Annotated in this window: 1 protein-coding gene; it reads right to left on the reverse strand. The window is 65.6% G+C overall.

Features of this window, described 5'->3' with window-relative positions; all coding sequences use genetic code 11:
* Positions 1-9: 9 nt before the first annotated feature.
* Positions 10-18,204, reverse strand: a complete 18,195-nt coding sequence (locus ACNJ7E_RS07700) for a non-ribosomal peptide synthase/polyketide synthase (RefSeq protein WP_418339515.1) — start codon at positions 18,202-18,204, stop codon at positions 10-12.
* Between the last annotated feature and the right edge of the window lie 170 nt (positions 18,205-18,374).

Consider the following 18,374-nt stretch of genomic DNA (forward strand, 5'->3'; position numbering starts at 1 on the left):
GTTCACCCGTCATGTTGATTGCTCTCTCAGTGCCTCGTTCAAGATCGGGCCGGCGACGGCGAGAGCGTCGGGTGACGTCATCTGCCCATGCGTGACTGCCACGGCATGGTTGTGCACCACCCCCGTGACCGCGTTCTCCCATCCGCGGGCCGCCCTCGCGCCGGTGGCATCGTCGGCCGCCGCGGTGAAGAACACAATGTCTCCGTCGAAGCATGCAGGCCGGTACTCCGACATCAACCTCGAGTTTCGGTCCGCCGCCGACACGAGCCGCCCCACGACCTTCTCGGTGTGCTCGACGGAGTGCCCGGACATTTCGGCCAGCGCGACCGCGACACCACCGAGGCTCAGGTCGGAGATGCGCTCGACTGCTGTCTCTTCGATACCGAACCCACCCAGCAACTCACTCACCGAGACATCCGTGGGCGACCCTTCCTCGACCGCCGTCGCGCCGGCGAAGCTGTCCATCATGGCCAGCAATTCCACATCCTCGCCGGCTGCCTGAATCCGGATCGCCATCGCATGCGCGATGACACCGCCGAGTGACCAGCCGAGCAGTCGGTACGGACCGGATGGTCGGATCTGGCGGATCTCACGGACGTAACGGTCCGCAAGTTCATCGAGAGACTCCGGAAGATAGCTGTCCTCGAGAATCGACGGACTCTGGATCCCGTAGATCGGCAGATCAGGTTCGATGTACTGACGTAGACCCGAATAGCACCACGACAGTCCGACGATGGGATGGATACAAAACAGCGGCGCTCCCCCTTCACCGTCCGCTCGGATCCGAAGCAGCGGCCCGAACCCTTCCTCCACCGGACCCTTGGCTCCGTTCTCGATCCGAGCGGCCAATGCTTCGACGGCGGGATCCGTGAACAGCCACTGCAACGGAACTGCCGCACTCAGGTCTTGCTTCAATCGGGCGACGATCCTGGGCGCGACCAGGGAATTGCCGCCCAACGCGAAGAAGTCGTCATCCAGCCCCACCTGTTCGACACCGAGAATGTCGGTGAAGGCCGAGGTCACGATTCGCTCGACGCGCGTCGTCGGCCCCCGGAACTCCCGCTTCGTGAACGCCGGGGCAGGCAATGCGTTCCTTTCCAGCTTGCCGCTCGCGGTCAGAGGCAATTCGTCGAGCACCATCAGCACATCCGGCACCATGTACTGGGGCAGCGACCTGCCGGCCGTGACACGGACCGATTCCACGTCGATCAACCGACCCCCTGCGGGGACCACGTACCCGACCAGCTGCTGACCGAACTCGCCGTCGTGCACGATCACAACGGCCTGCACGATCGTCTGCTGCGCCACCAGCGCGGTCTCGATCTCGCCGAGCTCGATACGCAGCCCGCGCACCTTCACCTGAGAGTCCAGCCGACCCACATACATCAGCTGTCCGCGTGGGTTCCACTTGACCACGTCCCCCGTGCGATAGAGACGCGTCCCTGCTGCCCCGAACGGATCGGCCACGAATCGCTCCGCCGTCAGCCCCTGGCGGCGATGATAGCCGCGAGACAGCTGCACTCCTGCCAGATACAGCTCTCCTTCGACCCCGATGGGCACCGGGTGGAGACGTCGATCCAAGACCAGTGCGGTGGTGTTCCACACAGGTTCACCAATCGGGACCGATTCCCGCTCGAGTCCGTCGCATCGGTGGGACGTCGCAGTGACCGCATATTCCGTGGGACCGTACTTGTTGTCGAGACGAGCCTTCGACCGCGACGCACATTGCGCAGACAACTCCACCGGCAATTCTTCCCCGCCGGCAAAAACACACCGCAACGAATCCGGTAGACACGCCTCCGGATCGGCCAGGAGCGCCGCCAGCATCGACGGTACGAACGCGGCCACGGTAACACCGGAGTCTTGCATCAGTGACAGCAGATAGTCCGGATCCCGATGACCGTCTGGACGCGCGACGATCATCCGGGCACCGACGGCCAGCGGAACCAGTAATTCCCACATCGACACGTCGAACGTCACCGGCGTCTTCTGCACCACGACATCGGAGTCGCCGAGCTCGTATTCGGCTGCCAACCAGGACATTTGGTTGACAATCGCGCGGTGGCTGACCGAAACCCCTTTGGGGCGCCCGGTCGATCCAGATGTAAAGATCACGTACGCCAGATTTTCCCGCCGTGCGGGCGTCACGACTTCGGACTCCCCAACCGGCTCGGACGAATACACCGACAAATCGAGGGCGTCAACGTTCAGCACTCGATTCCGGGACGTGTCGAATCCGTCTCGGGAGGTGGACAGGACGCAGACGGGTCCTGTGGTTTCCAGGATGTAGTCGTTGCGTGCCGGGGGTTGATCAGGGTCCAACGGCACGAATGCAGCACCCGTTCGGAGCACCGCGTAGATTCCTGTCACCAACTCCAGCGACCGGCGCATCCCCAATGCCACCAACGACTCCGGTCCTACACCCTCGTCGATCAATCTTCGAGCCAATCGGTTCACCCGAGCAGAGAACTCGGCATACGACAGCGACTCGTTGTCGTACACGATTGCCACCGCGTCCGGTGTTCGGGCCACCTGCGCATCGAATCCGTCGAGCAGCAGTCCATCCGGGACGTCGTGTCCCGTGATGTTCCACTCGCGCAGCATCTGACGCCGCTCGTTCTCTTCGACGATCGAGATGTCGCCGACCGGCATCATCGGATCATCCACCACCGCTTCGAGAATTCGCACGAACCGCCGCGCGATCTCGCGCACCGTCGCGCCGTCGAACACATCCGTCGCGTAGGACAGCCTTCCCACGAATCCACCCCCTCCATCTGCCGACTCACCCACAGTCATCGACAGGTCGAATTGCACCGCCTGCCGATCGACCTCCACCGGCGAGACTGTCAATCCCGGAAGCTCCACCACCGGCCGACTGAAGTTCTGAAACGCCAACATCACCTGGAACAACGGAGAGAACGACTGAGACCGAATCGGATTCAGCTTTTCCACCAATCGTTCGAACGGAACGTCCGCCCGAGAGAACGCCTCGAGATCGGCATCGCGCATCCGCCCCAGTAGCTCCGCGAACGATTCGTCCGGCTCGTACTGCGCCCGCAACACCAACGTATTGACGAACATGCCCACCAGATCGTCCAACGCCGCATCACCACGGCCCGCGATCGGCGACCCGATCGCGATATCGGTGGCCCCACTCAGCCTCGCCAAGAGCACCGCTAACGCCGCATGCACCACCATGAACGGCGTCGCACCCGCCTCTCGCGCCAGCAACACGAGACGCGCCACCGTTGCCGCCGGCACGGTGAAATCCACGCTGGAACCGAGGCCCGACCGCACCGCCGGGCGTGGCCGGTCGGTAGGTAACGCCAGCGCATCCGGCAGCCCCGACAACGCATCCAACCAGTACGCGATCTGCTGCGACATCAACGATCCCGGATCGTCCTCCGAACCCAGCACCTCCCGCTGCCACAACGCGTAATCCGCATACTGCACCGGCAACGGCGTCCAGGACGGCTCGTGCCCTGCGTGCCGGGCGGCATATGCCACCAACACGTCTCGGCCCATCGGCCCGGTCGAGACACCGTCCGCGCAGATATGGTGCACCACCACCGCCAAGACGTGCTCGGACTTCGACATCCGGTACAGCGCCCCGCGCACCGGCACCGATTCCGTGACCTCGAAGCCCGCCGTGAGCAATGCGGCCACCCGCATCCGCAAATCTTCCTCGTCCGCGACCGGAATCGGCGTCAGGTCCATCGACACTCTCGACGCATGCACGATGCGCTGTGCCGGCCCCTGGTCCGAGTCCGGGAACACCGTCCGCAAGGCCTCGTGCCGAGCGAACACGTCGAGCACCGAAGCCTGTATCGCTGCCACATCCAGTTCACCGGACAGGCGGACCACAAGCGGAATGTTGTATGCCGCCGACTCCGGGTCGAACTGGTTGAGGAACCACATCCGCTGCTGCGCCAACGACAACGGAATCCGCGCCGGCCGCACCCGCCGCGTCAACGCCGGCCGCCCACCTTCACCGGCATGCTGCTCGGCCCGCACCGCCAGCGCCGCCACTGTCGACGCCTCGAAGATCACCCGAACCGGCACACGCGTGTCCAACGCCGCACCCAACCGGGACACCACCTGCGTCGCAACCAACGAATTGCCGCCCAACGCAAAGAAGTCGTCGTCCAGACCGACCCGCTCGAGCCCCAGCACCTCCGCGAAAATACCCGCCACGACCTCCTCGACCGGCGTAGTCGGCGCCCGAAACTCCCGAACGACGAACGACGGCGCAGGCAACGCCCGTCGGTCGAGCTTCCCACTGGGATTCAACGGCAACGCGTCGAGCACGACCAGCACGTCAGGCACCATGTAGTTCGGCAGCGATGTGCTCACCACCTCGCGTGTCGCCTCGACGTCGACGGTCCGTCCGCGGGTCGGCAGCACATACCCGATCAATTGCTGACCGAATTCACCGTCGCGTACGACCACCACGGCCTGGTCCACCGACTCGTCTGCCGTCAGCGCGGTCTCGATCTCCCCGAGTTCGATCCGCAGGCCACGTAGCTTCACCTGGAAATCGGTGCGACCCAGGTATTCGAGGTCACCACTCGAATTCCACCGCACCAGATCACCCGTGCGGTACAGCCGCTCACCGGAGTCGGCGAAGGGATGGGCGACGAAACGTTCTGCCGTCAGCGCCCCGCGGGCGTGATAGCCGCGGGCGAGCTGGATTCCGGCAAGATACAACTCCCCCGGCACGCCGACGGGCACGCGGTGTAACCGGCGGTCCAGCACGAACGTGCGGGTGTTCCTTATCGGTCTCCCGATCGGTATCGGACCGGACACGCCCCGCAGGCAGCGATGCACGGTCGAGGTCACCGTGGCTTCCGTGGGACCGTAGGTATTGTCCAGCACTGCGTCGGTGCGCGCAGCGAACCGAGCGGCCAGGTCCGAGGGCAGCGCTTCTCCGCCGACCGAGACGTACCGCAGCGACCGCGGCAGTGCGAGCGACGATTCCGCGAGGAACAACGCGAGCATCGACGGCACGAATTCCAAGATCGTGACGTGCCACCGGTCCGACATCCGCATCAGGTACTCGGGGTCACGATGTCCCCCGGGCGCGGCAATCACCAATCGGGCACCGACCTGTAGTGGATAGAACAACTCCCACACCGACGCGTCGAAGGTGATGGGCGTCTTGTGCAACACCGTGTCGCGATCGCCGAGCGCGTAGCGGCTACGCATCCACGCAATCTGGTTCACCACCGAGCGGTGGCTGACAGCGACGCCTTTCGGTCGCCCTGCGGACCCGGACGTGAAGATCGCATAGGCGAGATTCTCGGGCCGCAGTGGCGCCAGCCTGGACGCGTCGGTCACCGTCTCCGAGTCGAAGACCGACAGGTCCAGGATGTCGACCTCGTCGGCGTCCACCGACGCCGGCAGGTCACCACGGTCCGTGGACGTGGTCAGCACCACGGCGGGTTTCGCGGTCGCAATCACGTACTCGGTGCGGTCTGCAGGATGCTCCGGATCCAGCGGCAGGTACCCGGCACCGGCTTTGAGCACAGCGTAAATGCTCACCATCATCGCGAGGGAGCGACTCATGCCCAGCCCCACCAGCGACTCCGGTCCTACCTCTCGTGAGATCAAGTATCGGGCCAGCCGATTCGCGCGAGAATCGAACTCGGCGTAGGTCAACGACTGTTCCTCGAACACCACCGCCACCGCATCCGGCGTCCGGCGTACCTGCTCGTCGAACAGCTGCACCAGGGTCCCGCCCTCGACAACCACAGCTGTGGCATTCCACCGATCCATCGCCGCACGCTCGTCGACGCTTCGCAACTCGAGCTCGCCGACCGGTATGGTCACATCGCGTGTGACCGTCTCGAGGATGGTGACGAGTTGGGTCGCGAATCGGGCGACCGTCGATTCCTGGAACAGGTCGAGCGCATAGACGATTGATCCCTCGATTCCGGTCCGATGCCCCTCCGAATCCGAGGTGTCGGTGAAGTGGAATTCGAGATCGAGTTTCGCACCGACGATGTCCGTTTCCAGCGGGGCGATCTCCAGGCCCGGCAGAGTCACCCTGGACCGGACGAAATTGTGAACCACCAGCAGTACCTGGAACAGCGCTGAATGGGCCGTGGAACGCGTGGGATTGAGGACTTCCACCAGGCGTTCCAGCGGAACGTCGGGGTTGCCGAATGCGGCGAGGTCGACTTCCCGGACGTCGGCCAGAATGTCGGCGAACGACATTGCGGGGTCGACGCGGCTGCGCAGCACCAGTGTGTTGCCGAACATGCCGATGAGGTCGTCGAGTGCCGGGTCGCCGCGTCCGGCGATCTGTGTGCCGATGGGGATGTCCTCAGTTCCGCTCAGGTGGGCCATCAGCACCGCCAGCGACGCGTGGACGACCATGAAGAAGGTCGAGTTATATTCTCGCGCCAGCTGATCGATACGCTCGGCCAGATTCGAACTCAGAGTGAAGCCGACCTTTGCGCCGCGCGGTGATTGCACTCGCGGACGCGGATGATCCGTCGGCAGCTCCACCATCTCCGGCAGATCTGCCAGAACCTCGGTCCAGTATCGCAGTTGTTCCGAGATCAGTGACGTCGGATCGTCCTGCGCGCCGAGAATCTCCCGCTGCCACAGGGTGTAGTCCGCATACTGCACCTCGAGCGGCGACCAGCCTGGCTCCCGTCCCTCACGCCGCGCGGCATACGCCACCACGATGTCGCGCGACATCGGCGCTGCTGAGCCGCCGTCACTGGAAATGTGATGCACTACCATCGCCAGCACGAACTCGTGATCGTCGAGCTGGAACAGCCTCACGCGCAACGGAACTTCCCGGGCCACGTCGAACCCGCGCCCCACGAAGTCGAATACGCGGGCATGTGCCTCCTCCGGAGCGACCCGCTCCGGCGCCACACTCAGCGGGAGCGCAGATGTGGGGACGATTACCTGAGACGGCCCGTGGCCCGAGTCCGGGAACATGGTGCGCAGGGCTTCGTGCCGGTCGATCACGTCGAGCAATGCTGTCTGCAGCAATCCGATGTCCAGATCGCCGGAAAGCCGAATCGCCAGAGGAATGTTGAAGGCCGCCGACTCCGGGTCGAACTGGTTGAAGAACCACATCCGCTGCTGCGCCAACGACAACGGAATCCGCGCCGGCCGCACCCGACGGGTCAACGCCGGCCGCCCACCTTCACCGGCATGCTGCTCGGCCCGCACCGCCAGCGCCGCCACCGTCGACGCCTCGAAGATCACCCGAACCGGCACACGGGTGTCCAACGCCGCACCCAACCGGGACACCACCTGCGTCGCAACCAACGAATTACCGCCCAACGCAAAGAAATCGTCGTCCAGACCGACCCGCTCGAGCCCCAGCACCTCCGCGAAAATACCCGCCACGACCTCCTCGACCGGCGTAGTCGGCGCCCGAAACTCCCGAACGACGAACGACGGCGCGGGCAACGCCCGTCGGTCGAGCTTCCCACTGGGATTCAACGGCAACGCGTCGACGACCATCACCTGCGACGGCACCATGTAGTTCGGCAGCGTCTCGCCCACCCTGATGCGCAGCGCCGCCGGGTCCAGGGCAGCCATGGTATCGGGAACTACGTATCCCACCAGTTGTTCACCGGTATGGGGATCGTGGCGCAAGACCACGACGGTCTGCGCGACTCCTTCGCACCTGCTGAGCGCTGTCTCGATCTCACCGAGTTCGATCCGCAGACCCCGCAATTGCACCTGTGAGTCGATTCGCCCGACGAAGTCCAGTCGTCCGTCTTTCGTCCACCGCACCAGATCGCCCGTGCGGTACATCAGTTCGCCGGAACCCCTGAAGGGATTAGCCACGAATCGACCTGCCGTGAGTGCACCGCGGGCATGGTAGCCGCGGGCGAGCCCACTGCCCGACAGATACAGCTCGCCGATCACGCCGACCGGAGAGGGATGCAGCCTTGCATCGAGGACAACAGCTCCGGCGCCCTCGATCGGGGTGCCGATCGTGATTCGTTCCTCCGGCACGAGCGGCTCGGTCATGGAGATGATGATGGTGGTCTCTGTGGGACCGTAACTGTTGAAGAAGCGACAGGCGGGTGCGAACTTCGCGACCAACTCCGGCGGGCAGACGTCTCCTCCGACGACCACGGCTTGGAGGTCGTCGAGCCCGTCCGGGTCGACGATCCCCAGCGCCGCCGGCGCTGTGATGATGTGGGTGACCCGCTCGACGCGTAGCAACTCCGCGAGCTCGCCGCCACCGATGATCTCGGGTGGAGCGACAACCAAGGTGGCGCCGGCACTGAACCCCGCGATCATCTCGAATACCGACGCATCGAAGCTCGACGACGAGAACCTCAGCACCCGCGAGTTGCCGGTCAAGTTCAGTTCGAGGCGGGCGTCCGCACAGAACGACGCCAGCCCGGCATGGGTTACAACGACACCCTTCGGGACCCCGGTCGAACCCGACGTGTAGATCATGTAGGCCGCATTGGACAACGCGACCGGCGCACCGCGCTCGCCGTCTGTGATCTGTGCCGCCGAAACCTCGTCGCACCGATCCTGCACCTCACCCGCGGTGGGTACCAGCCAAGCAACCTTTCCCGGCAGCGACGTGGACTCGGCGCTGGTAAGACCGATCACGGCCCCTGAATCGGCCACCATGTATTCGATGCGCTCGACCGGCAGTTTCGGATCGATCGGCACGAACCCGCCGCCCGCCTTCGTGACCGCCCACACCGCAACCACTGATTCGATGGACCGAGCGAAGGCCAACGCGACAAATGTTTCAGGACCGACACCACGAGAGATCAGCACTCGGGCCAGTCGGTTCGATCGGGAGTCGAGGTCCGAATACGACATCTCCACGCCACCGCAGGTCAACGCAACACCCACGGGGTTCGACGCGACGCCGGCCGCCAGAATCTCCGGCAACGTCCGTGCCTGCACAGGCAGTGGCTCAGGGGCAGCAGCCGCGAGCACCCGTTGCCGCTCGGCCGGACCCAGCAAGTCGACGTCGCCCACCGCGACGGACGGATTCTCGATGACCGCGTCGAGCACCCGCACGAATCCCTCGGCGATCCCGCACACCGTCGGACCATCGAAGATGTCCGCCGCATACGACAGCCTCCCCGCATACCCGCCCCCGGCCGCCTCACTCAGAGCCATCGAGAGGTCGAATTGCGCAGCCTCCCACTCCACTTCCACCGGTGACACCGTCAAACCCGGAAGCTCCACCCTCGACGGCGCGAAATTCTGGAACGCCAACAGCACCTGAAACAGCGGCGAGAAGGACTGCGACCGCACTGGATTCATCTTGTCCACCAACCGCTCGAACGGCACATCAGCCCTGCCGAACGCCTCGAGGTCCGAATCGCGCACCCGCCCCACCAGACCCGTGAACGACTGACTCGGCTCACAATCGGCCCGCAATACCAATGTGTTGACGAACATGCCCACCAGATCGTCCAACGCCGCATCACCACGACCCGCCACCGGCGACCCGATCGCGATGTCCGATGTCCCACTCAACTTCGCCAACAGCACCGCCAACGCCGCATGCACAACCATGAACGGGGTCGCACCCTGCTCACGGGCCAGCGCCGCGAGACGCACCACCGTCGCCACCGGCACCGCGAAATCGACACTCGCACCCACCCCCGACCGTACGGCGGGACGTGGCCGGTCGAGCGGCAGAGCCAGCACGTCCGGCAGACCCGCGAGCGCATCCGCCCAGTACTCGAGTTCCTGCGAAATCAGCGACGTGGGATCGCCTTCCGAGCCGAGAAAGCCTCGTTGCCACAGGGTGTAATCCGCATACTGCACCGGCAGCGGGGTCCACGACGGCGCGTCGCCGGCTGTGCGCGTGGAGTAGGCGTGCACCAGATCGCGGGCGAGTACCTGGATCGACCAGCCGTCGATGCTGATGTGGTGCACCACCATCACCAACACGTGTTCGTCAGGAGCCTCGCACCGCACCAATGTCAGAGCGATCGGGATTTGCGTGGTGACGTCGAATCCGCGTGCCATTGCCTCCCGGATCCGTGTATCCAGAGCAGCGGCCGGGACGACGTCGGGCGCAACGTCGATCAGATCGCCGGTCGCGGTGTGATCGACCGGCAGCACCACCTGAGACGGGCCGTCAGGGGATTCGGGAAACATCGTCCGCAGCGATTCGTGCCGTTCCAGGATGTCCGCGGCGGCCCGGCGGAGTGCGTCGACGTCGAGGGGACCGGACAGTCGCAGTGCCGCCGCCACGTTGTAGGCACTCGACGTGGGGTCGAACCGATTGAGGAACCACACTCGGGTCTGAGCCAGGGACAGGGGGAGCCTGTCGGGCCTCGGGCCGGACACGAGCGCGGGGCGCGGTCCTGCACCGGCGTGTGTCCGGTCGACGACGGTGGCCAGAACCCCGACGGTGGGCGACTCGAACAGCGACCGCACGGTCAACCCAGTGCCGAGCTCATTGTTGATCCGGGCGACAACACGGGTCGCGATGAGGGAGTTACCCCCGAGGTCGAAGAAATTGTCCGACATCCCGATCCGCGAGGCGCCGAGTACGTCCGCGAGAATCTCCGCGAGGGCGTACTCGGTCGGGGTGCCGGGCGGGACGAACTGCGCCGAACTCGCGAACTCGGGAACCGGCAGTGCCTTGCGGTCGAGTTTGCCGTTCGCAGTCAACGGCAGTTCCGCGAGCACGACCAGCGCCGACGGCACCATGTACCGGGGAAGCACCGTTGCGGCAGCGTCGAGAAGCGCCCGCACGTCCGGGGACCTCCCGGGCGCAGGCACCACGTAACCGGCGAGGTAGTCGCCGGTGGACCCGTCGGTGCGGGCCAGTGCCACCGCCTGTGCAACATCTGCGTGCCGGTGCAGCGCCGCCTCGATCTCACCGAGTTCGATGCGCTGGCCGCGAAGCTTGACCTGGAAGTCCGTGCGGCCCAGGTATTCGAGCTGCCCGGCCGGCAGCCACCGAACAAGGTCGCCGGTGCGGTACAGCCGACTGCCGTCTTGCACGGTTCCCGCGGCCGCGAAGGGGTTCGCGACGAACCTGTCCGCCGTCAGATCGGACCGGGCCTGGTATCCGCGCGCGAGCTGGACACCGCCGAGATACAACTCCCCCGCTACTCCGACGGGGACGGGACGCAGGCGTCCGTCGAGCACATACGTATGGGTGTTCCAGACCGGTGCTCCGATCGGCACGGTGGTCTCGTCCGGCCCGGTCTCGTAGTAGGTCACGTCCACCGCTGCCTCGGTGGGACCGTACAGGTTGTGCAGCTCCGCCCCGCTCACCCGGTGCAGATTCGCCGCCGTCACAGGCGGCAATGCCTCACCACTGGTGAACACCCGGCGCAGCGAATTGCACCCATCGACATGCGCTCCGGCCAGGAATACGGCGAGCATCGACGGCACGAAATGCACCGTGGTCACAGAGTCTGCGCGGATGACCCGCTCGAGATAGACGGGGTCCCGGTGCCCGTCGGGCTCGGCGATCACCAGTCGCGCGCCGGTCTGCAACGGCCAGAACAACTCCCACACCGACACGTCGAACGTCACCGGGGTCTTCAGGAGAACCGCGTCGTCGTCGCTCAGTGGGTACCGATGCTGCATCCACAGCAGCCGGTTGACGATGCCCTCGTGCGGCACCGACACACCCTTGGGTCTGCCCGTGGAGCCGGAGGTGAAGATGACATACGCAGGGTTTCGGGTATGCAACGGCCCCACCCGGTCCCGATCCCGGATGGGGTCATCGGACAGCGCCGATACATCGAGGGTGTCGAGGTCGAGGGCCGGCACCTCGGCGGGCAGCGCGACGCGATCCGCGGTGGTGGTGAGAACGACGACTGGACCGGCGGTTGCCACGACGTACGCGATCCGCTCGGCCGGCTGGTCCGGGTCTATCGGGACGTACGCGCCGCCGGCCTTGATCACGGCGTAGATTCCCACCAGCATATCCACCGAGCGTCGCACCGCTACACCCACGTGCGATTCGGGGCCCACACCGCCGCTGATCAGGAACCGTGCCAGCTTATTCGCGCGGGCGTCGAACTCTGTGTACGTCAGCACCGTCCCCTCGAACACGACGGCGGGGGCGTCGGGCGTGTGGGCCACCTGCGCGTCGAACAGCTCGGCGAGGGTGAGGCGCGATACCTGGTGTTCCGTTGCATTCCAGGTGTCGACCACCTGCTCCCGTTCCTTCGGAACGAAAAGGTCGACGTCGCCGACCGGTGTGTCCGCGTCGCGCGCAATTGTCTCGAGAATCCCGATCACGCGCGCCGCGAGTGTCGTGACGGTATCGCGATCGAAAATTCCGTGCTGATAACGCAGGCTCAGCCGCAGTCGAGGTTCGAGGATGGACAGCAGGGTGATCGGGTAGTGCGTGGCGTCACGCGCATCGAGAGCGGTCACTCGCATTCCCGCGATGTCGGTGTGCTCGTCGAATCCGGACTTGTCGACGGGGTACGACTCGAACACCGACAACGTGTCGAACAGGTTGCCCAGACCTATGCGTGCCTGGATGTCACCCAGTCCGAGGTAATGGTGATCGAGCAGGGAAACTTGCTCACCCTGGAGGCGGGTGAGCAGCTGCGCGCACGTCTCGTCCGGGTCCATCCGCACCCGCACGGGCACCGTGTTGATGAAAAGCCCCAGCATGCTCTCGACACCGGACAGCTGCGGCGGCCGACCCGACACGGTGGCACCGAACACCACATCACGACGGGAGAGCAACCGGGACAGCAGTATTCCCCACGCCGCCTGGACGACGGTGTTCATGGTGACTCCATGGCGCGTCACCACCGTGTCGAGCGCACCAATCAGGGCCGCGGGCAGCGCGATGTCGACCTCACCCGGCACGCCGTGCTGTTCCGAAGACGCGTGCGGCGCCAGCAGTGTCGGCTCGTCGAGCCCCGCCAGCGCACGTTCCCAGGCGCGTAAGGACGCGTCCCGGTCGAGTGTCGCCACCCATTCCAGGTACGTGCTGTACGGCCGCGGCTCCGGCAGGGCGGGAGCGTCGTCCGCGACATAGCGAACCAGCAACTCGCGCACCAGCAGTGGCATCGACCACCCGTCGAGGATGATGTGATGGTTGGTCAGTGCCAGCACGTGACGCTCGGGTGCGGTGCGGATCAACAGCAGGCGCAAAAGCGGAGGACGGGCGAGGTCGAATCGGGCGACACGGTCGTCGTCGAGGAGACGCTCGAGTTCCACTCCCGCCGCCGACCCGCACCCGGTCAGATCCACCTCACGCCACGGCACGTCTACCCTGTCGACAACCAACTGCGCCGGGATACCGGCGTCGTCGTACTCGAATGCGGCACGCAGAGTCGCGTGGTGTGCGAGCACGCCTGCTGCGGCACGGCGCAACCTCGCGGAGTCGACCGCGCCCTCGAGGTCGATGCGCAGTTGCGCGGTGTAGATGTCCAGCGAATCGGCGGCCAGCGTCGAGTGGAACAGCAGACCGGACTGCAACGGGGACAGCGACCAGATCTCTCGTAGCCCCGGGTACGAGTGTTCCCAACGCTCGATCCGACTCTGGCTCACCGTGACCAGCTGGCAATCGGACGGTGTCAGACCACCCGCGACAGGCTGAACTGTGTGCGCGGCAAGACCGTCGAGGGCGCTTCGCCACAGATCCGCGAGGGCCGCGACGTCGGAGTCGCGGATCACCCCGGTCGGATACGCGAACGATGCCGTCAACCGGGGTCCCTCGGGGCCGTCGACCACCATCGCGTTGATGTCGATCACCGCAGCCACGGCCATGCCGGATCCGCTCGCTGTGATCAGGTCCGGTGCCTCGAGGTCCGGCAGCCAGCCGAGATCCTGCAAGTCGCCGAGGTGTTGCACGCCCATGCGGCCCAGGTAGTTGAAACTGATCTGCGGCTCAGGAAGGCCCCCGAGAATCGACCTCGCGCTCTCGTCGAGATGCCGAAGCAATCCGAATCCGACGCCACGGGCAGGCACCGCGACGAGCTGTTCCTTGACGGTCTTGATCACGACACCGGCAGCATGTCCACCCTCGAAGGCCCCGCCGAGATCAACGGCCGGCAGCCCGAGCCGGACCGGGAAGGCGCTGGTGAACCAACCGACGGTACGTGCAAGATCCGCGCCGGCCACCGCCTCCTCCTCGCGCCCATGACCTTCCAACGTCAGTAACACCGAACGCTCGTCGATCCCGTGCGAGTGTCGCCACTGCACGACCGCCATCGCCAGCGCCGACAGGAGTCCGTCGTTGACGCCGCAGCCGAACACATCGGGAAGTCGAGCGAGCACCGCATCGGTCACGGCGGGACTCACGTCGATATGTACCCGCTCGGTCGTGCGCATCGTGTCGATCGCGGGCGCGATCGGTCGTGTGCCGATCTGTGGGTCGGGACCGCTGAGAACCTCTCGCCAATAGGGTAATTCATCTGTGTGCGCTCCTCGATCTGCCGCGTCCTGCAGTCCATACGCCCAGCGGCGGAACGACGTGCCCACCGGGGCCGGCGTCGGCGTCTGCCCCGCGCCCAGCTGCAGCCACGCCGTCGCGAGGTCCGGCAACAGCACGCGCCACGACACACCGTCCACCACCAGGTGATGCGCGATAACCAGCAGTCGGCCTGGTGCGCCCGCAGATTCGGAGACACACCACACCAGCTGGAGCATGATCCCGTTTTCCGGGTCCAGGCGGGCCGCAGCCGCCGCACACTCGGCGCTCACCACGTCGGTGAACGCGCGGCTACCGGGTGCCGCCGCCGTGACGATCCTCGAAATCCGATCGCCGGCCGGCACGCTACCGGCAGCCATCGTTTCGAACGCCCAGGTACCGTCACCGTCAGGGACGAACTTCGAACGCAGGGCATCATGATGATCGAGCACCGCCGCGAGCGTCGCACTCAACCGATCCGTATCGACATCAGGCGGCAGGGTCAGCAGCAGCGCCTGGAAGAAGTCGGCGAAGGGGCCCCGCTCGAGCATCGAGTACATGATCGGCGTCGGTGGGATACGCCCGACGCCGCCGCCCTCGAGCTCCTCGAGGACGACCGCCGATTCTGCCTCCACCGGCACCGCCACCGCGGCGATTCCGGCGATCGTCTTGTGCTCGAACACGGCCCGCGCACTGAAGCTGAGACCGAACTCCCTGGCTCGGGCGGCGATCTGCATCGCGACGATGCTGTCGCCGCCGAGCGCGAAGAGACTGTCGTCCACACTGACCCGGTCGAGGCCGAGTGCCTCGGCGACGAGACCCGAGAGCTGCTCCTCCGCCGGTGTCGACGCGGCGCGGAACTCGTGTTCAGTTGATCCGAAGTGTGGTTGCGGCAGTGCACTGCGGTCGAGTTTGCCGGCCGCCGTCACCGGCACGTGTTCGAGCCGCATTACCACCGACGGGATCATGTGGGACGGCACGATTTCGGCGACGCCCTCGACAATCGCGACCGGATCGAATTCACGACCGGTGTCGAGGCGTACGTACGAGACCAGCGCCGTCGTGCCGCCCGCCGTCCGATGAACCACCGTCGCCGCGAAGTTGACGCCGGCCTGGGCGAGCAGTGCCGAGTCGATCTCGCCGAGTTCGATGCGGAAGCCACGGATCTTGACCTGGGTGTCGGACCGGCCGATGAACTCGAGCGTGTAGTGCCCCGCCCCGGTTCCCTGAGACGACCGCAACCAGCGCACCTCGTCACCGGTGCGGTAGAGCCGCGACCCCGGCTCACCGAAGGGGTTGGCCACGAATCGGTTCGCCGTCAGCCCGTGCCGATGGTGATAGCCGCGTGCGATTCCGGGGCCTGCGAGGTAGAGCTCACCCACCACCCCGGCGGGCACGGCGCGGAGCTTGCGGTCGAGCACCACGACGCTCGTACCCTGGATCGGGCGGCCGATGGCAATCGGTTCGCCCGGCGTCAGCGGCTCACCTGCGGTGATAATGATGGTCGTCTCGGTCGGTCCGTAACTGTTGGTGAAGCGGCACACCTGCCCGAACCGCTCCACGAGGTCGGGGGTGCACACGTCACCGCCGACCACCACCGCCTCGAGATGTTCGAGTCCACGCGGGTCGACTGTGTTCATCACCGTGGGAGCCGTGATGATGTGGGTCACCTGCTGTTCGCTCAGCAGGTCGACGAGGTCGCTTCCACCGTGCACCTCGGGCGGGGCGACGACCATCGTGGCACCGGCGCTGAAGGCCTGGATCATCTCGAACACCGAGGCATCGAAGCTGGCCGACGAGAACCGCAGCATCCGCGATTCGTGGTGAATGCCGAGTTCCGGGCGGGCGGCGGCCGCGAAGTTCGACAGACCGCTGTGGGTGACGACGACCCCTTTCGGAAGCCCGGTCGATCCCGATGTGTAGATCATGTACGCGGGGTGACGTATTGACAGCGGGGCGCGGCGATCCACGTCGCCGATCGCGGCGCTCCGCTGTCGTTCACAGCGTGCGCGCAACTCGTCGTCGTCGAGGACCAGCCAGTGAATCCCGTCGGGCAGTGTTGCACGCAGTTCGTGAAGCGTGAGCCCCACCAGTGCCCCCGAATCGGACAGCATGTGTGCGACTCGCTCGGGTGGGAGCTTCGGATCGACAGGTACGAAGGCGGCCCCGGTCTTGGCGACCGCCCAGAACGCGACGAGTGACTCCGCCGACCTAGGGAGACTCAGCGCGACGAAGGTTTCCGGTCCGGCCCCCGATTCGATCAGTAGTCGCGCCAGTTGGTTGGATCGCTGGTCGAGCTCGTGGTAGGTGATCTCCCGTCCCGACGCCCGAATCGCGACTGCGTCCGGTGCGGCGGCAACGCCGTCGGCCAGCAAGTCGGGGAGGAGCCGCTCCGGCTCTGCCTGCGGACCGCGACATGGCACGAGATCCGCGCGTTCGTCGGCGTGCAGCACATCGAGAGCGGCGATGCGGTCGGTTGCGGCTGACGCGGCGAAGGCGGCAAAGAATTCGAGGAACCGGGCATGGTGACCGCGCAGCTCCTGTTCGGTGTACAGATTCGGGTTGGCCTCGAAGTCGACCTGCGCAACGTCGCCTGCGACACCGGGATAGATGTTCACTGCGAGGTCCTCCACCGGACCGGTGGTCAGCACGTGGAGCCTGCCGATCGACGGACCGAGCCGAATCTCGGCGTGGAACATCATGATGTTGATCGACGGACCGAAAAAGCCGCGACGACCACCCAGGACGCCCGCGTCCCGTCGTATGTCCTCGTGCCGGTATCTCTGGTGACGTAGCGCTCCGGTCAGCGCCAGTTGTGTACGTCTCATCAAGTCGACGGAGGTCGTTTCGTCCCCGACCGAGAGTCGGATCGGAAGGACATTGGAGATCATGCCGCCCGAGCGGCGCAACCGGGAGGTGGTGCGTGCCGAGACCGGCAAGCTCAACACCACGTCGTCCTGGCCGGTCAGGTGGGAAAAGAATGCAGAGACGGCAGCGACCGCGGCTGTCGCGAACGTCGCCCCGGGTTCCCGGTCGGTCAGACTCTGCAGTGCGGCTGTCGTAGCGGCGGACAGCGGTGCGCTGCTCACCAGCGACTGCGCGCCGATCTCGGCCGCTCGCCCGGCGAGGCTGATCGTCGGTGGAAGATTGTGGCTGCGTTCGGCCCAGTACTTGCGGTCCGTCTCGAACCGGCTCGACGTGCGGTAGCGGGCCTCTTCTTCGACGACCTCCCGCAATCCACTGGCGGTGAACTCGGCGGGCGCGCGACCCTCGACCGCCGCGGTGTACAGCTCCGCGGCACGGTTCATGAACGTCATGGCGCCGAAGCCGTCGAGGGCGATGTGGTGAATTCTCGAGTACCAGAAGTAGCAGTCGTCGGCGACGCGCAACATTGCCGAACGGATCAGCCGATCATGGAGGAGATCAATCGGGTTGCTGCATTCGGCGCGCATCCACGCGAGAGCTGCAGCCCGCGGATCAGGGTCGGAACGGAAGTCGAGATGTGTCATCTCGAAGCCGAGCGACTCGTCGACCGTCTGGAGCGGCTCACCGTCCCACTCGACGATTCGGAGCAGTCCGGTACCGAGTTCCCGGAGTGCGGCGGGTCCGATCCGTGCGAGCAGGCCGATGTCGAGATCAGCGATACCGACCTCTACGTACTGAGCAATGACGATCGGAACGTCGCCTAGCAGGTGCTGGGCGAACGACATTCCACGCTGAGCGGCGGAGAGTGGGAACAGCTCGGACGGCCATACAACATTCGCCATCACCGTGTCCGAAAGGACCGAAGTCGTATCGAAATCGTCCAGCGATGACACCCTCGGCCCTCGGCAATCCATATATCGACACTGAAGCGCGCGAAGGGGAACACCCATTTCACTCAGCTGCGGTTATCGACTCCTCTTTCCGACGCTACTCGCGGCCCAGCCGCCGACGCGATACCTCGCTCCGTTGATACCGCGCGGTCTCCAAATCTCGGCGATCAGAGAAGAGCACAACAAATGGTTTG

This window comes from Rhodococcus mengyinensis (genome assembly GCF_048381435.1).
In the GTDB taxonomy this organism is placed as follows: Bacteria; Actinomycetota; Actinomycetes; order Mycobacteriales; family Mycobacteriaceae; genus Rhodococcus_F; species Rhodococcus_F opacus_D.